Below are 25,877 nucleotides of genomic sequence, written 5' to 3' on the forward strand. Positions count from 1 at the left end.
AATTAACTCCTTATTTTTGTGTCCAGCCGTGGACCCCTTTTTACTAGGGATTTTTCATTATTTAAATTAACAAGATTATGCTTGACTCGTAACTTAGACTTTGGTCTCTAAATACAAATCTCTGCTCATAACCCTTTCGATGCTTCGGGTATGATAGAAAATGGAGTTTGATCACGTGAGCAATATGAACAATTGGCTTATTATTGGGGTACTTGCCCTATATATCGCGCTGTTATTCGGCTGTGCTTTTTTTGGAGAAAAACATGCCAGTCGCTTAAGCACACGTGGTCGTATGTTGATGTTCAGCTTAACTTTAGGCGTATATTGCTCATCTTGGACATTTTACGGCGCAACAGGTGCAGCTGTCCGTGAAGGTATTATTTTCTTACCAATTTATTTAGGGCCATTACTTTTTATTTGGTTTGGTTATGACATTTGGAAACGGTTAGGACGGATTCGTCAGCATCATGCCATTTCTTCAATTGCCGATTTCGTTGCTGCACGATACGGCAAAAGCGGTAGTCTCGCAGCCTTAGTCACTATTCTCGCAGTTATTGCAATTATCCCTTATCTCGCTTTGCAATTAAGAGCGATTGCATTGAGTGCCTCCGTTGTACTCGAACAGAATGCACATGTTCATACCACCACAAATAGTGTGTTATTACTTACAGCAGTACTTGCGATTTTGGCTATGATTTTTGGCACGCGGCATATTGCACATACTGAACAGCACGGCGGCTTAATGCTTGCAGTCGCTTTTGAATCTTTTGTGAAACTGTTTGCGTTACTCAGTGTTGCCGTTTTTTTCTTATTTCAATCCCCCGAAAATATCAAACAAGTCAGCAATGATGTCACTCAACATTTTCAAGATTTGCAACAATTAGGGGTTCCTGAAACCTTCTGGGTACAAACCTTACTTGCTGCGCTAGCTATGATTTGTTTACCACGACAGTTTCATGTTGCCGTAGTCGAATTACGTGATGAAAAACATATTCGTGGGGCCAGACGCTGGTTTGCAGCTTATTTAATTTTAACAATTATGGCGATTATTCCTATCGCCAGTTGGGCCTTACACTCGCTTCCTGATACATTAGGTACACCTGATATTGCGGTATTGGCTCTCCCTCTAAGTTATCAGCAAGATTGGTTGGCATTACTCGCTTTTTTAGGTGGTTTCTCTGCTTCAACAGGTATGTTACTGGTTGCCTCAGTCGCACTTTCTATCATGCTCAGTAATGATTTAATTATGCCTGCTTTATGGCACTTTAAGATTATCTCTCGACACGATCAACAATTACCAAAAGTACTCAAACTGACTCGAAGAATTAGTATTATCAGTGTGATGTTACTGGGTTTTTTATTCTTCCACTTTTTTAATGACATTAATCAATTATCAGTATTTGGCCTATTGGCTTTTAGCGCAGTTGCGCAATTTTCGCCAGCCCTCATCGGTGGTTTATATTGGCGTGGTGCAAGCCGTCAAGGTGTCTACGTCGGTCTGATTGTAGGCTTTATAATGTGGAGCTACACACTATTATTTCCTACTTTGTTACGTAGTCTCCCAGAACAATATCAAGCGTTCGCACAACATTTATTATTGTTTGGACCTTTCGATATTAATAGCTTACGTCCAGAAGCTTTACTTGGTTTTGAATCTTTTGCACCATTGACCCATGGTGTCATGTGGTCTTTGGGGCTGAATATTATTTGCTATATTTGGGGTTCTCGTTTGTATCGCCCAAGTGTTGCTGAACAGATTCAGGCTGAAAGCTTTTTCTACTATGAAAGTAAACCTTTACCCTCTACCCAGACAAACCTTGATTTAACCGATTTACCGCAAAATGCAGCGCGGCTCAAAGTTGGCGATTTATTGGCTCTGGCTAAACGTATTACAGGTGATCGTCCTACCACACAAGCGTTCCAGCAATTTTGTGAACAAAATCATGTCGTGCTCAATGAAAATCATGTTGCAAATGGCATGTGGTGGCGCTTCACTGAACAATACTTGGCAGGCATTATTGGTGCTGCATCAGCACGTACTTTGCTCACCACCGCCATGATTAATAATGGATTAGCATTAGGACAAGTCGCGAATATTCTCGATCAAGCTTCACAATGGCAACGCTTTAACCAAAACCTGTTGATGACCATGATCGACCACATGACTCAAGGGGTAAGTGTTGTTGATAAGAATATGTGTTTGGTTGCATGGAATAATCAATATCTTACCTTATTTGATTATCCTAAAGACCTCGTTTATGTCGGTTGTCCAATTGCAGATTTAATTCGATATAACGCAGAACGTGGAGAATGTGGACCCGGTTCAGTTGAAGAACATGTCCGTAAACGAATTCACTGGATGAAAGTCGGTAGCGCCCATGAATTTGAACGTATTCGTAAAGATGGCTTGGTCATTCAAATGCGCGGTAATCCTATTGAGGGTGGAGGATTCGTCACAACCTTCGCCGATATTACTGCGTTCCGCGAAAATGAAGCGATTCTTGAAGAAAGAGTGAGTGATCGAACTCAACAGCTTGCAAATGCACTGACTGAACAGCAACTTGCCCGTGAACAAGCCGATAAAGCCAATCAATCTAAAAGTCGATTTTTGGCAGCGGCCAGTCACGATTTACTGCAACCGATGCATGCAGCACGTTTGTTCAGTACAGCATTAGAACAGAGTGTCAGCTCAGCTGAAGATCAACAAACCTTACAACAACTTGATCGTGCACTTTATGGTGCTGAAAGCATGCTTTCTGCCCTACTCGATATTGCCCGTTTAGAAGGTGGAACGATCCAACCAAAACGCCAAGCGTATTCATTACATGACTTATTGAGTGATCTTGAACTTCAATTCAAATCAATTGCAGCGCAGCGTAATATTCAACTGTCTGTACACGATACTCAGTTCTGGGTTGATACCGACCCACAATGGATGCGACGAATTATTCAGAATTTCGTTAGTAATGCATTGCGTTATACAGCACAAGGTCGTGTCGTTGTTGGTGTTTTACGTTCTGCACAAAGACCAAACCATATTCGAATCGGTGTTTGGGATACAGGACCTGGCATCAATGAACAACAACGGGTGAAATTATTCCAAGAATTTGAGCGTTGCGGGCATACCTCTCCTTGGGGTGAACAAGGACTTGGTCTTGGTCTCGCGATTGTTCAACGTATGACGAGCCTGCTCGATTTCCCAGTGCATGTCTATTCAGAATTAGGCAAAGGTTCTTGCTTTATGATCGAAGTACCGCTCGCCGAAGCACCAAAAGTTCAAGCGACTACACCGCATGTGACCGCACTGCAACATACAGCATATAAAGTGCTTTGCTTAGACAATGATGAAACTATTTTACAAGGTATGCGAACCTTATTAAGTAAGTGGGGCTATCAAATTTTTACAGCAACTGAGCCATCGGAAGCACTAAAACTAATTGAACAAGAAGATATTCAAGTGTGGTTAATCGATCAGCATTTAAATCATGATCAACGCGGCTTAGATTTTATTGAACAATATCGCCCTGCACATATTCCAGTCGCATTAATTACAGCAGATTCTGATCCTGAATTGCCTCAATATTTAAAACAGCAAAATATTGTTCTATTGAAAAAACCGCTCAAACCTGCGGGATTACGTGCTTGGCTTTCTGGTTTAAAAATTATGCCAATGAGCTAAGTGGCAAAATATTTTGAAACATAGGCAAAAACCATCAAAAAAAGAGTGCTGAAATGCCAAAAAATTGACCAAAATGCTCAAAAATTTATTGGCTATGGCAAAAACGTTCACTTACACTAGTGAACGTTTGTACACTTACTTACAATTAATTAAGGTATTGTTTTTATTAATAAATATTACCATAAGAACCGCATATACAACTTTAGTCGTATTCTAGTTGTTTTCTGAATAACGCATAAATTGATCAAAATGATAAGAACCTATGTCTTTGCTGTTTTAGGTTTCTAACACAATCGCCATTAAAGGACATGATCATGAATAGCAATCAAGCCACTTCAGAGCATAACGAGTTACAGTTTTATCGCCAATACAGTGCAAATGCATTATTACCAGAGCTTAACTGGCAGAATATTTTTGTACAGAGCAACTTAGATGATACTCATCTAAAAGCATTGAATACACTTTATCAAGCAGCCGTCCCCCTTGCCCTCAATGTATTCCATGAGCTGAATTTTGATGTATTTGCACCAGCAGCTTATCAGCCACAAGGTCTAGGACTATTTGAAAAGCTAGCGTTACAAGAACAAAAATTCTTGGATGTATTAGAAACAGAATCCGCTCATTTGGATCATGAAACTCGTCATCAAATGTGGAGTATGCTACTTCGTGGTGGTGCCGTGCTGGTCTTTAAAGCATGGTTAGGTCATGTCAAAGATGGTGAAAATCAACTGGATAAAAGTCAGTTCGATGAACTATCAGATTTATTATTTATAAAAACTCGCCCAGAACAATTAGCTCAACGATTAAATATAGATTCAACTGCTAATCTAACCCATATCTTTTTGATGCACGAAAATGATGTTTTTCTTGATCATTTTAATAGCCTTGAAACAGCAGCTTTATTTGTAGATTTAGGTGTGTATGACGCTGCTTTCTTAAGTTTACGTGATGATCGCGTCGCCGAATATCTCATCGCCAAAAACTATGTAACTCAAGAACAAATTGATGATTTGCAGTGTGCATTAAATCCATTGTACTGCGATAGCTTAATGCCAAAACAAGATTGTTTAGCTTAAATTTATAAAAAACAAGGTGGAATTTACCACCTTGTTTTTATTGTCTACTAGAACTTCATGCTCATCCGCATCCAGTAGTTACGTCCAATATTATTAAACTGCTCACTTGCAGCATAACCAAACATAGACGCACCTGCTTTATTTAAGTGCTCTGTATAAGCCTTATCTAAAACGTTATCAATCCCTACTGAAACATCGACTGCATCAGTTAGCTTATAAGTTCCATTTACAGCTAGGGTATCGAATGCTTTACTTTCATTCATGTCATAACCAACCACATTACCCTCATTCAAACTGATACGATTTTGTTTTGCAACAGCACGCCACAATAGACCTAAACTATATTTTTCATCAACATAGCGTAAATTTAGTCGACCCTCTAAGGGTGCAATTTGTGGTAATGCGCGATGATCCGAAGTATTTTCTCCCCAAGCGTACATAGTTGAAATATCCGTTTGAAAATGATCAGTGAATTGATAACCTAAACCTGCTTCAGCACCCGCAATCGTAGCATCAACATTACGTGCCAATGGCTGTCTCATCGTTGGCGTATTGTATTCCAACAAAATAAAATCTTTGATTAAACCTGCATAAGCTGATGCCCACGCACTCCAAGCACCATGTTCAGCTTGGAAGCCAAGATCAAGTTGTGCCGTACGCTCAGTTTTGAGATTGTCTAAGTTATCAAGCATACGATAGGTCGTTACACCCTTGGTTGTTGAACTGATGCCTCGATCTGTCGACGTACTATACAACTCCCAAAAATCAGGAGTTCGTTCTACATAACCTATACCTGCATAAGTTTTTAATCCATGCTCAGGTAGATTTTTCTCTAGACGTATAAAACCGCTTGGTACAGTATCTTTACGATTTTTCGCATTTTGCAGATTGTCTATTTTGACTTGATCGACACGCGCTCCTGCTACGACTTTTTGATCTTGATCAATCGCATAAGTCCACTCACTAAATGCACCATAAGATTGAAACTTCAAGTCTTTCGCATAAGGCATGTTCATCTTCGGCATGGCATACATCACCATATCGCCACCATGCTTATTCTGCTGCGTATCTACGCCTGAAATGACGCTAAATTTATCCCAATCTGTCGTTACAGCTAAACGGGTATTAAAAGTACGACGATCAACCCGCATCGACCTTTTATCCGGCACAGTCATATTCATTCCGTGCATATTCATGGTCGTCATTGGCGGCGTACGTAAGCTAAAATTATCCATTACATGATCGTTATAGCTGTAGTCCACTTGGGCTTCAACTTTCTTGATCACCTCTGTAATATTTTTCTGTTCAGCGTGTAGTCCAAGGCTTTCTCGTTTAAATTGCGAACCATCCATGCTACGACCAGCGTAGGCAGCCTCACCATCACCTTTACCAGCACGCAATTCTAACCAAGAATCATCTGTTGGCTTCCAACCCAATGCCAAGTCAGTATTCCAGCGCTCCCAATTTGAATGAATACTTTTATCGTTGCCATCTTTGTAATCATCTGCAACAGAACGATTGGCATTTAAACGAGCATATTTGGTTTCATCGCCAATTGCCGCTTCAATATTATGATCTAGACGACCATATGAACCCATCAAAACACTGGCTTGGCCACGATAAGGCTGTTCTTTGCTAAGATTTTCAGGTTGACGCTGAAAAATGACAGTTGCAGCCGAACCAGGCGTTGCATACTGAACAGTTTGCGGTCCTTTAATCACCGTAATTTTATCGAAGCTTTCTGGCTGAATATAAGAAGTTGGTGCATCCATACGATTCGGGCACGCACCTAAATTTTCACTACCATCAACCAACATTTTAATCCGTGAACCAAACATGCCACGGAATGTCACATCACCATTCGTTCCACCATTTTTAATGGCACTAAATCCCATAATATTTTGTAAATAGTCTGCACCGTCCGTTGCAGGAATAGGTTGAATTGCTTGCTTAGGATCAGCGTGAATAATCAATCCATTTGCATCATTTGGCTGCTGTGCTGTAACGACAATAGGTGCTAATACAACAGGGGTTTTATCGGACTGAACATCCATATTTGCCCATAATAATGTGCTATTCGAGGCAGCAAGAATCGCAACCGTAAGGGGCTGTAATAAAAATTTAGTTTGAGCCATGATTGCTCTCTCTTAAAACATAAGTAAAACTAGGCTAGAGTTTTGAAAACCCTAATAAAATTGACGTTTTAATTTATGCAAAGAGTGGCGGTGCTCGCCCTTGAGGTAATAAGAATAGCCGTTGCAGTGCAAAATAAACATGCTTAAATGCCTGTTGATACGCGACCAAACGGATTTGGATTCGGACTAAAACCTCTTTCACACCGAATTCAGGTGGTAGTACCAAATTGGCATGCACCGTACAGTATTGACACTGATGATTTGGATCGTGATGGTCATGTTTCGACATCAAGCTTTGATGTTGTTCAAGCTGATGTGAATGATGATACATATTGAGCGATACAGACTGCTGTTCAGCTTTTAATTTAGGCAACAATGACGCTTGGGTAATCGTTTCACAGACGGGTGCAATCTGATATTGCATCGGGAGCAGCGGCTGCAAAAACACCGCAATCTGTAAACAGACTGCGGTGAATGCAAGCATTAAACCACTACGAAACAATAAGGGCACTTTTAATAACCGAAAAATATTTGTTAACGTTTAACCGCAACTTTTTCTTTATCGCGTTGACGTACAACTTTTTCAACTTTTTCACGTGCGCGTTGACGTTTCAATGGCGATAAATAGTCTACAAACAGTTTTCCATTTAAGTGATCCATTTCATGTTGGATACAAACTGCGAGAAGTTCGTCAGCTTCTATTTCAAATGCTTGACCTTCAAGGTTAATTGCCTCGATTTTTACGCGTGACGGACGCTCAACTTTATCGTATATTTGAGGCACAGAGAGACAGCCTTCTTCGTACGGCTGTGTCTCTACGGTCAGTGGAGTGACTTTGGGGTTAATGAACACCATCGGTTGGTTTTTCTCTTCAGAGATGTCCATAACAATAAGCTGAATATGATGATCAACCTGAGTTGCCGCTAAACCTATACCCGGTGCCTCGTACATGGTTTCAAACATATCTGCTGCAAGCTGACGAATATCATCAGTGACTTCTTCGACTGGCTTAGCAATGGTACGAAGACGGGGATCAGGAAAACTTAAAATAGGTAATAAGGCCATACCGTTCCTCATTTATGCCATTGATCAGAAAACCAACTGAAGGGAATGCTTGATCAAAAAATTGTGTGTAAAGTCGTTATTATAACGCAACTACACACATAATTTTTAGGAATTATGATAATGAAAAAGGTTTTAAACGGCATACCATCATTTCATGCCTTGGGGTTAAAAAAACAACTGATTGCTGCTGCAATTTGTGCAGGATTAGGCATGAGCATAAACCTTACTCATGCAGCAAGCCCTAACGCAAACCCACCATCCGTAAAAGCGGGTGCACCACATGTCTATGTGGTGAAAAAAGGGGATACGCTTTGGGATATTTCAGGCAAATTTTTAAGCAAGCCTTGGCGCTGGCCTGAAATTTGGGCAAGCAATAAACATGTCAAGAATCCACATTGGATTTATCCTGGTGATCGCTTGCTACTTTGTAGTTTGAACGGTAAACCACTGATTGGTAAAGATGAAGGTGATGGTTGTGACGGTATTATTCGTCGTTACTCTGGCAATACTTCTACTTTACGTCCAAAAGTTCGTATTGAAGCTCTAAATAATAGCGTCCCTGTTATTCCATTAGCTGATATTCAACAATGGTTAGAACGAACTTCGGTACTTCCAGCGAGTGCGATTAGCAACACACCTTATGTCTTGGGTACAGCAGATAATCGTGTACTTGCAGGCAAAGGTCAGAGCATTTATGTGCGTGGTCAAGGTATCGAAAATGGTCAACGTTATGGCGTATACCGTGAAGGTGAACCATATATCGTGCTTGATGAAAAAGGGAAGAAACAGAATCTAGGTGTTGAGCTCACGCAAGTCGCTTCTGGTGTTGCGATTACCAATGAAAAAGACATTACAACCTTTGAATTAACTGATAGTTATAATGGTGAAGTACGTCGTGGTGATCGTATCATGCTTGAACAAGAGGCCATGTTACCTACGTTATTCTACCCAACTGAACCAAATCAGGTGAAAGATGGCGGTAAAGTCATCCGTGTCATGGGGTCGATAGGTACAGCTGCGAAAAATGGTGTAGTCACTGTTGACCGTGGTACAGCAGATGGCATTGAAATCGGACAAGTTTTTAGTACGTACCAAGATGGCGAAACTGTTCGTGATCCAAAGACCAAAGAAAGTATAAAATTACCAGGTCAATATGTTGGTAGTATTATGATTTTCAAAAGTTTTGATCGCATCAGCTACGGCTATGTTTTAGAGAGTGAGTTGCCAATTAAAATTGGTTCAAATATCAAGCCGCCTCGTCTTGATAACTAAACGCTAATTAGAAATGTTGAATCAGTTACTACCCCATCATTATCATACTGTGTTGGTGTGGTATCTGGTTCAACACTCGCTTTCTAGTTTTCAAAAAATTCGAAACTATTTCGGTAGTTGTGCGGAAGCAGTCCAAACACATCGACTTTCTGAATGGCAACAGCTCGGTTTACACAAAAATCATTTAAAACGTCTAGAAGAATTCCAAACCCCAAATGGGAAACAGCAATTTGACCATATGGTTCAATTAATTTGTAAGCACACTGATTTTATTTTAACCCCTGAAGATATCGACTACCCTACTCAACTTTTACCTTATTCTGATCATCCTCCTATTTTATTTGGTCAAGGTCAGCCACAAACATTATTACAGCCCCAGATTGCTATGGTTGGAAGTCGAAAGCCGAGCCCTCATGGACGACAAGTTGCTTATGATTTTGCGTATTATTTAAGTGAAAAAGGTTTTTATATTAGCAGCGGTTTAGCCCACGGAATTGATGAAGCGGCTCATCGTGGCGGTTTAGCCCATCATCGGACAATCGCGGTGACTGGAACAGGTTTAGACACAGTTTATCCATCGCAAAATAGCAAACTAGCCCAAGAAATTATTGAAACAGGCGCTCTTGTAACTGAGTTTCTTCCGACTACCCTACCTTTACAGCAGCATTTTCCACGCCGTAATCGTATCGTTAGTGGTTTAAGTCTTGGTGTTTTGGTTGTAGAAGCCGCTTTGAAAAGTGGTTCACTGATCACAGCAAATGAAGCAGCCAATCAAGGGAAAATGGTATTTGCCATTCCCGGACATATTTACAGTGAGTATCATCAAGGCTGTCATCAATTAATTCGTGAAGGTGCAACTTTAGTTGATCATCCAGAACAAATTATTGAAGATCTAGCCTTACCTACTCAATGGCAAGTACAACAACAAATTCCAGAAGAACCTCTAGCCATCACACCAAGCTTACCAACACATTTGATTGCTCTTTATCAAAGTCTCGACTGGATTGGACAAGACTTGGATGAACTTGCTCAACATCATCCAATTCCGATCGCAGAACTCACAGCTCAATTGATGGAATTAGAATTACTCGGTTTCTGTATACAACAGGGCGGTCGCTATTTACGTTGTCGCCCAATTCATTAAAATAAGCCTATCTTTGTCGCTAAACATAATCCCATGATTACCTCATCAATTTCGGAAGCAGCACAGCTTTTGAAGCAAGGACAAGTTCTTGCTTATCCAACAGAAGCTGTTTGGGGCTTAGGCTGCGATCCATTCAATCAACAAGCTTTTCAAAACATTCTTAAGCTAAAACATCGTCCAATTGAAAAAGGAGTCATTTTATTAGCAGGTCACTTAGGGCAAGTTGAGCATTTACTACAAAGCTTAGCTCCAAAGATACGTAAGCAAGTGATTGATAGTTGGACGGATCGTGTAGTAACTGAACGAGCGACCACATGGTTACTCCCCGCTGATAAGCACATTCCAATTTGGATTAAAGGTCAACATCCATTGGTTGCTGTACGTGTAACCACCCATCCTTTGTGCGTCGAACTCTGTAATGCTTTTGGCGGCTTTATTGTATCGACCAGTGCCAATCCCGCGGGACTAAACCCAGCACAAAATTTAGAACAAGCTCAAGGCTATTTTGGTCCATCCCTGAATTATTTAGAGGGTGATTTAGGACTTAGCCAAGAACCTAGTCGAATTCTCAACGCTTTAACAGGTGAAGTAATTCGCGCTTAATTATGTAAATAGTGAATAAAAAAAAGCTCAGTTATATAGGGATAACTGAGCATAAAAAGGATGTGTATAATCACATCCAGAGGGTCTGCAAATTGGTTGAGTATATTCATCGTTAAAAATGAATCTAGCTACTCTGAAAGCTATTATGGATCAATCATTTGATTTATACAAATATATTATTTATCTAACAAAAAATGTGAAAAGCGTACCATTTTTGTCAGTTTTAAAATTTCAATAAAATTATATTTCTATTTTTATTGAAATTTTTTTTGATCACAAACTTGATAAATATCTAAAATATATTTGAAAATCATATAGAAAGAATTTTCATTAAATAAAAATTTTGATGTGTTTGTCGCTATTTCAAACAATTTTATACCATCATTTCATATTTAAGTGGAGCTTTCAATCAATTCTACAGGTGCTTTTGCCGTTTTCTTTTGCGCTAAAATGATACCGACAAAAATCGTCACACCGCCTAAGGTATGGTAGATCGTCCAATGCTCAGATAGCCATACACTTGCAATAATTGCAGTAAATACAGGCATCAAATTCATAAAAATACTAGTACGGTTTGGACCAATGGTTTGTACAGCAATCATCCATAATAAAGGTGCAATCAACGATGGGAAAATGCCTGCATACAATACACTTGCTGCATTATCTACATTAATTGCATCTAAGCCTAACCAAAGTATAAATGGAAGATGGTATAGCAACGCAAAAGCGATTTGGATATAGAGACTGGTCATCAATGGCAATTGTACTTGCCATTTTTTTAGAAAGACGCCATAAAATGCATAAAAACCTACAGCCAAGACCATAACAGCATCTCCCCAATGCCCTCCTTGGTCAAATAAGCGAGAGAAATGCCCTTGGCTCATTACATAAAGTAGGCCGAAAAATGATAAGAAACTGCCAAAAATCGCAAATCGATTTGGCTTATCTTTTAAAATAATATAAGAGATAAAAATGGTAAAAACTGGAACAAAGGCATTTACAATACCCATATTTGTTGCAGTGGTATAATGTGCTGCTGTATAAGAAAGTCCTTGATACAACACCATTCCAAAAGCGCTAAGAACTGCTAATTTAGGAATATATGGGCGAATCAAAGCTCGCTGTTTCCATACTTTAGGCAACATAAATGGTGTCAAAATGAGAAAGGCAACAAACCAACGATAAAAACTAATACTGACGGGTGAAATATAGTCCGCAACATAACGAGTCACTGCGATATTTAACGACCAAATTAAGACTGCTATCAATGGCAGTACAAATGCCCATTTTTGGTATCTACTTAACTGAGTCATCAGCTATCTCACAATATTTCTAGATTAGGAATATTCTGAAAGATGTCTAAAATAATTAAAATATCGTATTTCAGACATTTATATCGCGGTTAGGACATCAGAACTCAAACAACTCCCAGCTACGCATCGCATGTTCTACTACTTTATGCAGTTGTTCAACAGTAGCACCATCACGTGCTTGAATGGTCAGCCCTTGTAATACCGTTGTATAGAAATCTGCTATTTCTTGAAGTGGCGCAGTTCTATTAATGTCTCCATTTTCAACGCCTTGCTGTAAACGTTCCAACATTTTTTGCTTAGTCTTCAACCTTTTTTCAAGAATATTATGCTGCACCACCTGAGCATTATCTGAACAGTTCATCGTTGCAACCACTAACATACAACCTGCTGGTTTATTGGGTTGTGCTAAACGCTGGACATTTTCATAAAGAAAGAGCTCAAATGCGACTTTAGCTGTTTTTGCTTCTAAAAATATTGCTTCAATCGGACATGCCTCATGCGCCAGATAATAATCAATACACTGATAAAAAAGCCCCGTTTTATCACCAAAACTACTGTATAAACTCGGTGCGGTCAGTTGTAAAGCATGTGTTAAATCACTGATTGAAGTTGCTTCATAACCATGTTCCCAAAACAGTAACATTGCCTTTTCTAAAGCTTGTTGCTCATTAAAACATTTAGGACGACCACGCTTTTTTTTTGTATTGTCATCGCATGGTATGGCGATGGACTCATGGGTATTTTTCATAAATGCCGCAGATATTTTCATAACGATCACTATTAAATTAATTGACGCATCGATTTTTATCAACTATTTTATTTAATAACGATCGTTATAAAAAACTAAATGCTATTCAAAATTTTATTGTTATCCTTATAACAATAAAGGGAATTTCTTATGCAAAACCCTAACTCTCCCAAAATATATCCCAGTACATCAACAGAAGCTCAAGGCAGTTGGTATGCCATTTTAGCTGTTGCAATTGGTGCATTTGCTCTCGTCACTAGTGAGTTCTTACCTGTGGGGGTACTCAATAGTGTTGCAACTGACTTGCATATTTCTGTTGGTACGGCTGGCTTAATCATTACTTTACCCGGTGTCATGGCCGCATTTGCTGCACCTCTGCTGCCTATTTTTGTTAAACAACTTGATCGACGCTATGTTTTAATCTTTCTCACCGCAATTATGGTCATTGCAAATACGATTACTGCATTTGCGGATAGTTTTAATCTACTCTTATTGAGTCGTTTGGTACTCGGAATTGCGATTGGTGGATTTTGGGCAACAGCAATTGCCCTAAGTGGCAAGCTTGCGCCTGCAAAACTTCCTATTGCCAAAGCAACGGCGGTGGTCATGGCAGGTGTAACATTTGCAACGGTATTAGGTGTTCCTATCGGCACTTGGCTCAGTGAGTTTTATGGCTGGCGTAGCGCATTTGGCATTACCGCAGCAATTGGCTTGATCGTGCTGTTATTACAAATCATCTTCTTGCCAAAGTTAATTCCCGACGCTGCCATTCATTTACGTGATCTACCGGCTTTACTCAGAATTCCGAAAGCACGTAGTGGCATGTTGATCGTACTTTTAATTGGTCTTGCCCATTTTTGTGCTTATAGTTATCTAGCACCTTTTTTCAAAAATATCGCAGGATTTGATGGCACAACCATCAGTTCGTTACTACTACTATATGGCATTGCAGGTATTTTCGGGAATGCTTTTGCAGGCTACAGTGGTAACTTAAATGTTCGTTACACACTCGCCTTTGTCGGCATCTGTTTCGCAATCGTATTCTTTGGTTTCCCCCTCTTTGCAATTCACGAATTTGGTGCGATTGTATTAACCGCCCTATGGGGCTTTGCTTTTGGCGCATTTCCAACTTCAGCAAATATTTGGATGTTTGTTCACGCACCGAATGCGGTCGAGAAAGGTATGCCGCTATTTGTGTGCATGTTCCAAGTTATGATTGCTATTGGGTCATTATTAGGGGGATATGTAGTTGATCACTTCAATGAAAATATCTTAATTTATGGTGTGATCAGCTTTGTTGTCTTAGCATTAATCAGTATTTTCACCTTAGCAAAAGGTTTGAACAATCCTAAAGTCACTTGTGAAAATTAAATGAGAACCCCGAATGAAGTATGATGAGACTGAAAAATTCTCTTTTTTAAATGGTATCGAAGTACATGAATTTCTTTATCAGAAAGATGATGTTGTCAGTCCACACTCTTCTCTTTGGGGTGATTTTAATTTTAGTTTAAATGGTACTTTAGAGTTCGATATTGAAGGTAAATATTATTTATCTCCGCCTAGCTATGGATTATGGTTACCGCCACACACTGAGCATCAATCGCTACCTGTTGAACATGAAATTCATTATATCTGCATTCGATTACATCCCAAATTTGGAAGATTTCTAGGAGACGTTTGTCGTTGTTTTAGTATTGAACCTTTTTTCCGTGCGTTGGTTATTCAAATTTTAGAACAACAAAAGCGTAAGAGTTCTCCTGAATATCTCGAGCATCTACTGCAAGTTTTATTTGACCAATTGAAGCAAGCGCCAGCACATTCTCACTATTTACCTCAAAGCAACCACCCAATCTTAGCACCGATCTTAGAAAAACTTGCGGATCCTGAACAATTCAATATGAGCCTACAACAAGTGTTGTATAACTTTACGGTCAGTGAGCGCCATGTGTTACGGCTGAGCCAACAAGAATTGCAACTCTCTCTATCAGAATGGCGCAATCGAGCCAAAATTATTTTTGCAATCAATCAAATTCGTCAAGGAATGACCATTAAACAATTGGCATATACTTTAGGTTATAACCATAGCTCTAGTTTTATTGAATTCTTCAAACGCTATACAGGACAGACCCCTATTCAACTCAAAAATGCCTCGATATAAATCCAAGATGTGTTTTTGCTCATAATTTGTATGGATTCATATCAAGAGGATTGCACTCTACGAAATTAGCAGTTAAAACAAACAAGTCTTTTCACAACAACAAATTAGGACGTATTCCATGAGCCAGTCGGTTTATCACATTCCAGTTAAAGATATTAAAGGTCAAGACGTTGATCTTGATCAATATCAAGGTAAAGTTCTACTGATTGTTAACGTAGCCTCAAAATGTGGCTTAACACCACAGTACGAAGGCCTAGAAAAACTTTATCAAGCGAAGAAAGATCAGGGCTTAGAAATTTTAGGCTTCCCTGCAAATAACTTCTTAGAGCAAGAACCAGGGACAAATGATGAAATCGAACAATTCTGTTCACTCAACTATGACGTCCACTTCCCTTTATTTGCAAAAATCTCTGTTGCAGGTGAAGACAAACATCCTTTATATCAAACACTCACACAAGCAATCCCAGAACGTCTTGGTGAAGGGCCTTGGTGGAAAGACCTCGTTGATTATGGCTTAACACCAAACAATCCACCTGAAGTATTATGGAATTTTGAGAAATTCTTAGTCAATAAAAATGGGGAAATCGTGGCGCGTTTTGCACCAGATATCACCGCAGATGATGAGCGCATCGTGACTGCAATTGAAGCTGAATTAGCAAAATAAATTTTATAAGTTTATAGAAAAGAATAGCTTATCTATTCTTTTCTATTTTAAATATTAAATCCAATTTCTATAGATTTCATCTCGCAAAAATGTTGGTGAATTGCAACAATCACTTTTTTCTTCATTTTTTATCATTATAGTGCTCGCTTCTCAGAATCTAGTATCCTTTTGCCATGATGGAAAATTTATCTATCAACGCCACTCTCTCATCCATAACACTTTTGGCAGCATCGTTTTTACTTACAGCTTGCGATCAGACTCCACCAGAAAATAGCTATTTAGAAAAAAATAGTGAATTCGAGCAACCATCAGCGCGAGATGGAGAAAAAGAGATGATGAGTAAGACTACAATTTCAGAAGAGGAAAATTTAAGTAATGGCAATATGCTGAATATTGCTCGAGATATCGCAAAATTACAGCTCGAAACAGATGATTATGTGACTTTATTAAAGCAATCACAGAATAACCTTGAGCAAGCAATTCAAGATAAAAACACCCGTCAATTACAACATGCTGCGGGCGATTTAAAACAAGAACTGCATGGCCTGCATGATACTTTATTGTCTCTTAATTTAAAAAGTCATGAAGTTAATCAAATCCGTCAGAGCCTACTTTCCGCAAATCAACAGTTATTGACGATGCCACTGTTACATGGTCAAACAGATCTTAGTAAAATCGACTTTGCTAAAATTGAAAAACAATTCAATACGATTCAAATGGATATGGTAAAACTTGCTAGCCTAGTACTCAATAACAGTGCTGTATCAAACAATACAACGGCCTAACCCCAAATCTGTTTTTTAAATGAAGGGTGAGTTATATCAGCATATTTTGGATCGCGCGGTTCTGAATTACATCATTCTGATCCTCTTGCGGCAACTGCTCACGTTGCATACCATACTGAGTCATCTGTTTATATTTTTCGAGCTCAGCATTTATCAAACTGACCCGTTGTTTTAATTCGACTGACATAAACTGATTGGATTGCGCTAAAGCAACCCAACCTGCTTGTACTCTGCGCTTGGGATTTTCATCTGCTAACTGTTTTTGCATCCAAATATGTAATTGGTATGCACGTTGATGCGCTTCAAATTTATAAGCAAACAACGCCGTAGAAATCACTGCTTCAGACATCCGTCCCATCAATTTCATTTCAATTTGGCGCAGTTGATACGCATATATATCAACACGATATTTTAATAAATACTGATTAAACCACTCAGCAAAATCAATCAATAAATCCATAAGTTGATTTCGTTGCATCAATAATTGTTGTTTTTGTTGTAAAGGTTTACGTCTTTCAATTTTTTGTACTCGCCAAGTCCGATATAACGCCAGACTTCCCACTACAAAAGCACCAATTGAGCCCGTTACAACACCACCAATTGCAGCACCGATTGCTAAACTATTTTTCATTATTGACTGAGGCTGTGAGTAAGGACGGATTTGTTTCCCTTGTATGGAATTAAAATTACGATATACCGCAAACCCAGTGTTCATGAGAGGAATAGGTAAATAGCCATCCTCGCCGACTGGATAATTCAAGCTTACTTGTGCTGTCCGTTGTACCGCTTCAAAACTGAGTGCTAAGTCTGCAAAAATTGAAGAATACTTCTCCTGCAAATGTGCTAATTCAATATTCACAATAATGGCGATATGTGGATATTGCTGCGCAAATTGTTCAATCGCACCAACATCTAAACTACACTTCACCTGCATTGGTGTTCCATCAACAATCAAATCGAAACCAGATAAATGTGAATGTTCAGCAAATTCAATCGTATGGCCTTGTTGACTTAAATTATAAGCCACTTGTTGTTTTGCTAAATAGGAAGACAAATGCTTTAAAGCTGCATCGTGATCATAATCAGGAGCGGGAATTTGTTTTAAATTATAAAATGTATCTACATCGTTCTCTGATGCAGCAACTAAAGCATCTAGAATCAATGGATTAATCTGTAGATAATTCCAAATAAAACCAAGCGTATAATTTGCAGTATCGATACCACTAACAATTTTTAAATCCCGATTTGTTAGAATTGTCTTTAAAACGGTATTGGCAGATTTATGACGATCAAGATTAACGATAATTTCTTGATTACTTAGAAGCTTAGGTGCATCTTCAATAATATTTTTAGAATAAGGAAGAATAAAATCATCAGTGATTAACCAATCATTGAGAGAATTCCCAGCTTGCTTTAAACGTTTCTGCAAATCAAAAAATGGGGTTGCGTGCATCAAATCAGATTGCATAGACTCAGGCAACATCAATGAAACAGCCCATTGGGTAAAATGCTCATGTTTACTTTGTTGCTGTATCTGATCTACGCCCCCTAAGTATTGTAATGCTTCAATGGCATCACTATTTTTCAGTTGGCTAGATGAATGATTTCGATTTAATAAACAATAAATAAAATCATAGCGGACTTCTTCCAATTGCACCGCTTGTTGTTTGAATACTTTCTGATAGATCTCAATTGCAGAAGACCAATCTTCTAAAGCTTGATAAGACTTTGCCAGCACAAGTTGAATATCAACTTGATGATATTGCTCATGTAATTGTTTTAAAATATTAAGTTTTTGAGGGCTTTCTTTACATTTTTCTAAATGAATCGCTATATCATGTAAATCTTCTTGATTAAAAGATTGATCTGCATACTGCAAACGAAATGCTAGACACTGTTCAAACCATGCAAAACGATGAGCATGTTGCTTATATTTAGGAATAAAAGTACGAATAATTAGCTCGATCAAGCGTAATGAACATACTATCTCATCCGTTGTATGATGCTGAAAATGCCATATTTTAGGCAGAGTCAGCTGAAGCAGGTGGGAATAAAAGCCTGCTGTTAATTCTGGCTGAGCTAATGTAACAAGCTTCAGTTGATCTCTAACTGATAAATGATGCCCTTGTTGCTCAATGCGATCTAAACGCAACTTTAAGACATTACTTGCTAACATACGCTTCCCAAACCTATTTCTTCTATCAGATTGATGAGTTTCTATTCTGGATTTAAACTAGTAACCCAATCCTCATAAATCTTTCGACAATCTTTGTCCTTAAATATATCCTTATTTCGAGTATCTCGCACATAGAACCAAATAAAAAACTTTAAGTGACCAAACTCTTGAATTTGCTTTTTTTTGAGTTGACGGCCTTTATCACGAGTATCTTTTTCTTCTACTAATCTTGTTGTGCCCTCAATAAAAAACCACGTTTCTTCTGTATTTTTACGTTTAACTCTTATCTTATACATATCGATAGAACGATAATAACTCTCTCCTGTACTAACTGCCGAATAGCCATGAACTAATTGAACCTCTCCCAAATATTCACCTGTTTGCTTTATTACAACCTGATTCTTTGATTTCTTAAAAAGTTTCTTCAATTGCTCAATAGATACTGCAATATTAAAACAAGGACATCCTTCATCAACTAATCCATTATCATGTATATATACAATAGACAGCTCTCTCTCATTCCAATATGGTAACATCCGATAAGGTTTTAATAATCGCGCAGTACCTAAGTTCCCCTCAATTTCAACATGACCGTCAATATAATAATAATTTTCGTATTTCATTATTGTTTTCTCAAGTTTATCAATAAAAAAACCACCTTTCAGCGGCTCTATGATTACTTTGAGTCTAAGCTAATAGTTTGTTTACTACACTTACCAGACTGTGCAAGCTGATATTCACTAATTGCTTTTTTACCTGTCTCATCATCAACTTGTGCTACGTTTGCCCCACCAACAAAAGCTCCAAGCTTAATCGACTGCTGAACAAAATATTTCTTACCCGCTTGTGTTTTAAGTACTAAATGATTCGGAGAAAACTCAGATTCAGTAGAAACTGTGTGTTCCTTATCACCTACTACTTCCTTAAAGAAAAACGTCCCACGCGCAGTTTCACCTAAACACTCACCATCAATCCATACATCTTTCTTTAACGCAGCTCCAAAAGGACTATTGGAACGATAAACATAAATTGCAGCATTTCCTGCTGAAGGTGCTTCTAATTTTTTTGCTTGTTGAGACAATTGTGGATTTGCTTGTGGAACTGAAGCACAGCCTACAAATGCAAAAGTAAGAATCATTGGAAGTAAAATTTTCATTATGATGTTTCTCATATGTTTATATAATGCGGAATGTAATTTATATAAAAAATTTAATTAGTTAAAGAGTAAATCAAGATTTTTTGCATTAAAAAAGCCACCTTTCGGTGGCTTTCTCAATCTTAAATCTGCAATTACATTGCACGATTCTTGATTTTACGGATGGTTTCAAGCTGAGCCGCAGTTTCTGCAAGCGCAGCAAGAGCAGCAGCCGAGTCCAAATCACTCTTTTGATTTGCTAACAATTGTTCAGCTTGTTTACGAGCTTCCATAATTGCAGCTTCATCTAAGTTGTCAGCACGGATTGCAGTATCTGCAAGCACCGTAACAACATGAGGTTGAACTTCTAACACACCGCCTGATACATACACGATTTCTTCTGTACCATTTTCCAACTGAACCCGAATCGGTCCCGGTTGGAGTAAAGTTACAAGTGGCGCATGCCCTGGTAAAATACCTAGCTCACCACCCGCACCTTTTGCGATTAACATCGTAACTTGTCCAGAGTAAATAGACTCTTTAACACTTACGACATCACATTGCATAGTCGCCATGAGATGATCTCCTTAAATTAGAGTTTCTCAGCTTTAGCAATCACTTCGTCAATACCACCAACCATATAGAACGCTTGTTCTGGGATGTGATCGTATTCACCAGCTAATAGACCTTTAAAGCCACGAATCGTTTCTTTAAGTGGTACTAATTTACCAGGAGCACCAGTAAACACTTCAGCTACGTGGAATGGTTGAGAGAAGAAACGTTGGATTTTACGCGCACGGTAAACAACCAATTTATCTTCTTCTGCTAACTCATCCATACCCAAGATTGCGATGATGTCTTTAAGCTCTTTATAACGCTGCAATACGTTCTGTACAGAACGTGCAATTTCATAATGCTCAGTACCAACAACCAATGGGTCTAACTGACGTGAAGTTGAGTCAAGTGGATCGATCGCTGGGTAAATACCAGAAGATGCGATGTCACGGCTCAATACTACTGTTGCATCTAAGTGAGCAAACGTTGTTGCAGGTGATGGGTCAGTCAAGTCATCCGCAGGTACGTATACAGCTTGGATCGATGTGATCGAACCAGACTTAGTAGACGTAATACGCTCTTGAAGAACACCCATTTCTTCTGCAAGTGTCGGTTGGTAACCTACCGCAGATGGCATACGACCTAACAATGCTGATACTTCAGTACCTGCAAGTGTATAACGGTAGATGTTGTCGACGAATAATAATACGTCACGACCTTTACCATTTTCGTCTTTTTCATCACGGAAGTATTCAGCCATAGTCAAACCAGTTAACGCTACGCGTAAACGGTTACCTGGTGGCTCGTTCATCTGACCGTAGACCATTGCTACTTTGTCAAGAACGTTAGAATCTTTCATTTCGTGATAGAAGTCGTTACCTTCACGAGTACGCTCACCAACACCAGCAAACACAGATAAACCTGAGTGTGCTTTCGCGATGTTGTTGATTAACTCCATCATGTTAACGGTTTTACCAACACCCGCACCACCGAATAAACCAACTTTACCACCTTTTGCAAACGGGCAAAGTAAGTCGATGACTTTAATACCTGTTTCTAAAAGATCAGTAGAAGCTGCTTGTTCAGCATAAGAAGGCGCTTGACGGTGAATTGGCAAACGCGCTTCAGTCGCTACAGGACCTGCTTCATCAATAGGGCGACCTAAAACGTCCATGATACGACCAAGCGTAGCTGGGCCAACTGGAACAGAAATCGGTGCATTTGTACTGGTTACATTAAGACCACGTTTAAGACCTTCTGTAGAACCCATTGCGATGGTACGAACAACACCATCGCCAAGCTGTTGCTGAACTTCTAATGTAGTTTCAGTACCGTCAACTTGGAGAGCGTCATAGATCTTAGGAACGCTATTGCGCTCAAACTCGACGTCGATAACCGCGCCGATGATCTGAATGATACGACCGCTACTCATTGCTGTCTCCTCAATTCAAACTTAATAATGTTAAACGGCAGCGGCACCGCCAACGATCTCGGAAATTTCCTGAGTAATCGCGGCTTGACGCAGCTTGTTGTAAATGAGTTGTAGGTCTTTAATCAATTGTCCTGCGTTGTCCGTCGCTGCTTTCATCGCGACCATACGAGCAGATTGCTCACATGCAACGTTTTCAATCACACCTTGATAAACCATAGACTCGATATAGCGAACCAACAAACCATTTAACAATTCTTCTGCTTCTGGTTCGTAGATATAGTCCCAACCATAAGTACGGTTGAGATCATCGCCTGCTTGCGCTGGTGCTAAAGGAACAAGTTGTTCTACTTTAGGCTGTTGAGTCATTGCATTGACGAAACCATTTGATACGAGATAGATACGATCTAATTCGCCTTTATCAAATGCATCAAGCATAACTTGTACAGAGCCAGTTAACTGTTCCAAACTCGGCGCATCGCCAAGTTGGGTCGTTGCACCAAGCACTTTACCGCCGTAATTCTTAAAAAACGAAACCGCTTTTTGACCAATCAAAGCAAATTCAACTTCAATTGACTGCTGTTGTTGTGCTTTGACATGCTGCACAACTTTCTTGAACAAGTTAATGTTCAAGCCACCCGCCAAGCCACGATCTGAAGACACTACGATATAGCCAACACGCTTAACTGGGCGGTCAACCATATAACGGTGTTTGTATTCAGGGTTTGCTTGAACTAAGTGAGCAATTACACGGCGCATATTATCGGCATACGGACGGCCCTGAGCCATGCGCTCTTGCGCACGACGCATTTTAGAAGCAGCTACCATTTGCATCGCGCGAGTAATCTTTTGCGTGCTCTTGATACTAGCTACTTTGGCGCGAATTTCTTTTAAATTTGCCATACGCTTAACCTAGTATTCGAAAGCCCTTTCGAGCTTTCGAAGGTTGATCCGTGAACCAAACTTAACTAAAGGTAAACTTAGTAAGTTTGAGTCGCTTTGAAGCTCTCAATACCTGATTTGATTGCTGCTTCGATGTCTTTGTTATAATCACCAGTTTCATCGATCTGTTGCATTAACGCAGCATATTCAGAACGGAAGTAAGAAATTAACGCAGCATCAAAGTCTACGATTTTCTTCACTTCTACGTCAGCCATATAGCCTTCGTTAGATGCATAAACAGAAACAGCTTGGTCAGCAATTGAGTAAGGAGCATATTGTTTTTGCTTCATTAACTCAGTTACACGTTGACCATGCTCAAGTTGCTTACGCGTTGCTTCATCAAGATCAGAAGCGAACTGAGCAAACGCAGCCAATTCACGGTATTGTGCTAGAGCAGTACGGATACCACCAGACAATTTTTTGATGATCTTAGTTTGAGCAGAACCACCAACACGCGATACAGAGATACCCGCGTTCACAGCAGGACGAATACCTGCGTTGAATAATGATGTTTCTAAGAAGATCTGACCGTCAGTAATCGAAATTACGTTGGTTGGTACGAATGCAGATACGTCACCCGCTTGAGTTTCAATGATCGGTAATGCAGTTAAAGAACCAGTTTGACCAGTTACTGCACCGTTCGTGAACTTCTCAACATAGTCAGCTGAAACGCGCGAAGCACGCTCAAGAAGACGTGAGTGAAGATAGAATACGTCACCTGGATACGCTTCACGACCTGGTGGACGACGTAATAACAATGAAATTTGACGGTAAGCAACAGCTTGCTTAGACAAATCATCATAAATAATTAACGCATCTTCACCGCGGTCACGGAAGTATTCACCCATTGTACAACCAGAGTACGGAGCTAAATACTGCATTGCTGCAGGATCAGCTGCCGCAGCTGCGACAACAGTTGTATACGCCATAGCGCCAGTTTCTTCTAGCTTACGTACCACGTTTGCAATTGTTGATTGTTTTTGACCAATCGCAACGTATACACATTTAATGCCAGAATTTTTCTGAGCGATGATCGCATCGATCGCCATTGCTGTTTTACCAGTTTGACGGTCACCAATAATCAACTCACGCTGACCACGACCTACAGGGATCATGGTATCAACTGATTTATAACCAGTTTGAACAGGTTCGTCGACTGATTGACGCCAAATTACGCCTGGTGCTACTTTTTCAACAGCATCAGTTAATTTTGCATCAATTGGGCCTTTACCATCAATTGGGTTACCTAAAGCATCTACGACACGGCCTAGAAGTTCTGGACCAACCGGAACTTCTAATACACGACCTGTACAACGAGCTTTTTGACCTTCTTGCAGGCTTAGGTAGTTACCTAAAACAACGGCACCCACTGAATCCTGTTCTAGGTTCAGTGCCATACCAAATAAGCCGCCGTCGAATTCGATCATTTCACCGTACATTGCATCCGCAAGACCGTGAATACGCACGATACCGTCAGATACCATGACGATGGTACCTTCATTCTTCGCGGTCGCGCTGGTGTCCAGATCGCCGATACGCTGTTTAATGAGCGCACTGATCTCGGATGGATTCAGTTGTTGCATTGCGCTATTCCTCAATCTTTTTTAAGTTCAGTCTTTTTGCTATTACGCAAGAAGACGAGTCCGCATTTTTTCAAGCTTGTTAAGCGCAGAGTCATCTATCACTTGGTCGCCTGCATGAATCACAACACCTGCGATTAACGCTGGATTAACGCTAACAGTCACATGAACAGTTCTGTTAAAACGTTTTTCAAGCGCATGAGCTAAAATATGCTCTTGTGTCGCATCTAATGGAAAAGCAGATTCAATCTCTACTTCCAAAGTGTTGTTGTTCTGCGATTTAAGTAATTCGTATTCTGCTGCAATTTCAGGCAATAAAACTAAACGATCATTATCTGCAAGTAATGTCAAAAAGTTCGACACAGCTTGTGATTGATTTTCACCTAAAACTTTCGCAAAAAGACTTACCTGCTCCGCAGGAGTCAACTCAGGGCGATTTAAATAAGCGGAAAATGCTTCATCTTGCACCGCAGCACTGAGCAGTTGTAATGCATTTGACCAAGAGTCAGTTGCATTTTGCTCAGATGCATAAGCAAATGCTGCCTTAGCGTATGGGCGTGCCAACGTCAAGAGTTCAGCCATATTTCGCCTCGCTTAAAGTTTAGCAGCCAGCTGAGTCAGCATGGCATTATGAGCTTCTGCGTCAACTTGTTGGTTCAGAATTTTTTCTGCGCCAGCAACTGCCAAAGCAGCAACTTGTTGACGTAATTCTTCGCGAGCAGCATTGATATCTTGATCAACAGTTTCTTTCGCCTGTTGACGAATACGCTCACCTTCAGCAGATGCTTGGGTACGCGCTTCTTCTACCAATTGTGCTGCACGACGGTTCGCTTGTTCGATCAATTGAGCCGCTTGTGCTTTTGCTGCGTCTAATTCTGCCTTAACTTGTGCTTGCGCATCAGCAAGGTCAGCTTTTGCTTTTTCAGCAGCATTTAAGCCATCAGCGATTTTACGCTGACGCTCACTAATCGCATTGATTAGTGGTGGCCAAACGAACTTCATGCAGAATGCGACAAAGAACGCAAATGCAATCGCTTGACCAATCAATGTGAGGTTGATATTCATTTCGCTATTCCTCAATATGTGGATTTAGGAATTAAGCTATTAACCTACAAATGGATTAGCGAAGATGAAGAACAAGCCAATACCAACACCGATCATAGGCACAGCATCAAGAAGACCCGCAATTAAGAACATACGAGTTTGAAGTTGTGGAGCCAATTCTGGTTGACGAGCAACAGCTTCTAAGAAGCGGCCACCTAAAAGACCGAAGCCAATCGCAGTACCTAAAGCACCAAAAGCGATCAAGATAGCAGATGCAATTGCAACTAGACCTAAAGTGAGTTCCATGAAAAATTCCTCAGAGGTTAGGTTATTACCAAATTAAACTAAAATTTAAGCCTAACCATCGATTGATA

General features: G+C 39.7%; 24 protein-coding genes. 9 read left to right on the forward strand and 15 right to left on the reverse strand.

The features are described from left to right. The first annotated feature begins 184 nt into the window (after positions 1 to 184). Positions 185 to 3,679 carry a hybrid sensor histidine kinase/response regulator gene (locus tag AC0JIQ_RS15550; protein ID WP_474203281.1) on the forward strand — a complete coding sequence of 1,165 codons (3,495 nt, stop codon included), beginning with the start codon at positions 185 to 187 and terminating at the stop codon, positions 3,677 to 3,679. Positions 3,680 to 3,993: 314 nt separating this feature from the next. Continuing rightward, positions 3,994 to 4,755, forward strand: a complete 762-nt coding sequence (locus tag AC0JIQ_RS15555; RefSeq protein WP_288401017.1) for a hypothetical protein — start codon at positions 3,994 to 3,996, stop codon at positions 4,753 to 4,755. Between the two features lie 47 nt (positions 4,756 to 4,802). Here AC0JIQ_RS15555 and AC0JIQ_RS15560 read toward each other — a convergent pair whose 3' ends face one another. The 3 genes from AC0JIQ_RS15560 to def all read right to left on the reverse strand — a co-directional run bounded on the left by AC0JIQ_RS15560 (position 4,803) and on the right by def (position 7,955). Next, on the reverse strand, positions 4,803 to 6,890 hold the full coding sequence (locus tag AC0JIQ_RS15560) for a TonB-dependent copper receptor (RefSeq protein ID WP_474202156.1): 2,088 nt from the start codon (positions 6,888 to 6,890) through the stop codon (positions 4,803 to 4,805). 73 nt (positions 6,891 to 6,963) lie between these two features. Then, on the reverse strand, positions 6,964 to 7,374 hold the full coding sequence (locus AC0JIQ_RS15565) for a DUF2946 domain-containing protein (RefSeq protein ID WP_474203282.1): 411 nt from the start codon (positions 7,372 to 7,374) through the stop codon (positions 6,964 to 6,966). A 50-nt stretch (positions 7,375 to 7,424) separates the two neighbouring features. Beyond that, on the reverse strand, positions 7,425 to 7,955 hold the full coding sequence (def, locus tag AC0JIQ_RS15570) for a peptide deformylase (protein ID WP_004665178.1): 531 nt from the start codon (positions 7,953 to 7,955) through the stop codon (positions 7,425 to 7,427). Positions 7,956 to 8,075: 120 nt separating this feature from the next. On the opposite strand from def, the gene AC0JIQ_RS15575 reads away from it, so the two are divergent. From AC0JIQ_RS15575 to tsaC, 3 genes are read left to right on the forward strand one after another with little or no spacing between them, the layout of a single operon-like run. Beyond that, positions 8,076 to 9,227, forward strand: coding sequence for a LysM peptidoglycan-binding domain-containing protein (locus AC0JIQ_RS15575; RefSeq protein ID WP_474202157.1), 1,152 nt, complete (start codon positions 8,076 to 8,078; stop codon positions 9,225 to 9,227). 13 nt (positions 9,228 to 9,240) lie between these two features. Beyond that, complete coding sequence (gene dprA / locus AC0JIQ_RS15580; protein ID WP_474202158.1) at positions 9,241 to 10,371, forward strand: DNA-processing protein DprA; 1,131 nt, start codon at positions 9,241 to 9,243, stop codon at positions 10,369 to 10,371. Positions 10,372 to 10,404: 33 nt separating this feature from the next. Continuing rightward, positions 10,405 to 10,974, forward strand: a complete 570-nt coding sequence (tsaC, locus tag AC0JIQ_RS15585) for an L-threonylcarbamoyladenylate synthase type 1 TsaC (protein WP_474202159.1) — start codon at positions 10,405 to 10,407, stop codon at positions 10,972 to 10,974. A gap of 392 nt (positions 10,975 to 11,366) precedes the next feature. On the opposite strand, the gene AC0JIQ_RS15590 is transcribed toward tsaC, so the two are convergent. Then, complete coding sequence (locus AC0JIQ_RS15590; protein ID WP_474202160.1) at positions 11,367 to 12,287, reverse strand: DMT family transporter; 921 nt, start codon at positions 12,285 to 12,287, stop codon at positions 11,367 to 11,369. 97 nt (positions 12,288 to 12,384) lie between these two features. Then, positions 12,385 to 13,056 (reverse strand): TetR/AcrR family transcriptional regulator, encoded by a 672-nt coding sequence (locus AC0JIQ_RS15595; protein WP_474202161.1) that lies wholly within the window; start codon positions 13,054 to 13,056, stop codon positions 12,385 to 12,387. A gap of 129 nt (positions 13,057 to 13,185) precedes the next feature. On the opposite strand from AC0JIQ_RS15595, the gene AC0JIQ_RS15600 reads away from it, so the two are divergent. From AC0JIQ_RS15600 to AC0JIQ_RS15615, 4 genes are all read left to right on the forward strand, one after another. Continuing rightward, entirely contained in the window at positions 13,186 to 14,406 is a 1,221-nt protein-coding gene (locus AC0JIQ_RS15600; protein ID WP_474202162.1) for an MFS transporter, read from the forward strand. A gap of 13 nt (positions 14,407 to 14,419) precedes the next feature. Then, positions 14,420 to 15,193: an AraC family transcriptional regulator gene (locus AC0JIQ_RS15605; protein ID WP_474202163.1), complete on the forward strand. Its 774-nt coding sequence runs from the start codon at positions 14,420 to 14,422 to the stop codon at positions 15,191 to 15,193. 118 nt (positions 15,194 to 15,311) lie between these two features. Beyond that, positions 15,312 to 15,857, forward strand: coding sequence for a glutathione peroxidase (locus tag AC0JIQ_RS15610; RefSeq protein WP_005218837.1), 546 nt, complete (start codon positions 15,312 to 15,314; stop codon positions 15,855 to 15,857). Positions 15,858 to 16,030: 173 nt separating this feature from the next. Further along, the gene (locus AC0JIQ_RS15615) at positions 16,031 to 16,642 is read left to right on the forward strand and encodes a hypothetical protein (protein WP_474202164.1); all 612 of its coding nucleotides are present in this window, start codon (positions 16,031 to 16,033) and stop codon (positions 16,640 to 16,642) included. A 31-nt stretch (positions 16,643 to 16,673) separates the two neighbouring features. On the opposite strand, the gene AC0JIQ_RS15620 is transcribed toward AC0JIQ_RS15615, so the two are convergent. The 10 genes from AC0JIQ_RS15620 to atpE all read right to left on the reverse strand — a co-directional run bounded on the left by AC0JIQ_RS15620 (position 16,674) and on the right by atpE (position 25,809). Continuing rightward, positions 16,674 to 18,818, reverse strand: a complete 2,145-nt coding sequence (locus AC0JIQ_RS15620) for a hypothetical protein (protein WP_474202165.1) — start codon at positions 18,816 to 18,818, stop codon at positions 16,674 to 16,676. Between the two features lie 41 nt (positions 18,819 to 18,859). Next, on the reverse strand, positions 18,860 to 19,441 hold the full coding sequence (locus tag AC0JIQ_RS15625; RefSeq protein ID WP_474202166.1) for a hypothetical protein: 582 nt from the start codon (positions 19,439 to 19,441) through the stop codon (positions 18,860 to 18,862). Positions 19,442 to 19,494: 53 nt separating this feature from the next. Then, entirely contained in the window at positions 19,495 to 19,974 is a 480-nt protein-coding gene (locus AC0JIQ_RS15630; protein ID WP_474202167.1) for a DUF2846 domain-containing protein, read from the reverse strand. Positions 19,975 to 20,108: 134 nt separating this feature from the next. Beyond that, entirely contained in the window at positions 20,109 to 20,528 is a 420-nt protein-coding gene (locus AC0JIQ_RS15635; protein ID WP_004665198.1) for a F0F1 ATP synthase subunit epsilon, read from the reverse strand. A 17-nt stretch (positions 20,529 to 20,545) separates the two neighbouring features. Beyond that, the gene (gene atpD / locus AC0JIQ_RS15640; protein WP_004665200.1) at positions 20,546 to 21,940 is read right to left on the reverse strand and encodes a F0F1 ATP synthase subunit beta; all 1,395 of its coding nucleotides are present in this window, start codon (positions 21,938 to 21,940) and stop codon (positions 20,546 to 20,548) included. Between the two features lie 30 nt (positions 21,941 to 21,970). Further along, the gene (atpG, locus tag AC0JIQ_RS15645; protein WP_004665202.1) at positions 21,971 to 22,840 is read right to left on the reverse strand and encodes a F0F1 ATP synthase subunit gamma; all 870 of its coding nucleotides are present in this window, start codon (positions 22,838 to 22,840) and stop codon (positions 21,971 to 21,973) included. A gap of 77 nt (positions 22,841 to 22,917) precedes the next feature. After that, complete coding sequence (atpA, locus tag AC0JIQ_RS15650) at positions 22,918 to 24,462, reverse strand: F0F1 ATP synthase subunit alpha (protein ID WP_004773229.1); 1,545 nt, start codon at positions 24,460 to 24,462, stop codon at positions 22,918 to 22,920. Between the two features lie 42 nt (positions 24,463 to 24,504). After that, complete coding sequence (locus AC0JIQ_RS15655) at positions 24,505 to 25,041, reverse strand: F0F1 ATP synthase subunit delta (RefSeq protein WP_474202168.1); 537 nt, start codon at positions 25,039 to 25,041, stop codon at positions 24,505 to 24,507. 12 nt (positions 25,042 to 25,053) lie between these two features. Beyond that, a complete protein-coding gene (locus AC0JIQ_RS15660) occupies positions 25,054 to 25,524 on the reverse strand; it encodes a F0F1 ATP synthase subunit B (RefSeq protein ID WP_004665208.1) in 471 nt (156 codons plus the stop codon). Between the two features lie 39 nt (positions 25,525 to 25,563). Then, complete coding sequence (gene atpE, locus AC0JIQ_RS15665; protein WP_000424060.1) at positions 25,564 to 25,809, reverse strand: F0F1 ATP synthase subunit C; 246 nt, start codon at positions 25,807 to 25,809, stop codon at positions 25,564 to 25,566. Positions 25,810 to 25,877 lie beyond the last annotated feature (68 nt).

The organism is Acinetobacter sp. FB (assembly GCF_056033405.1).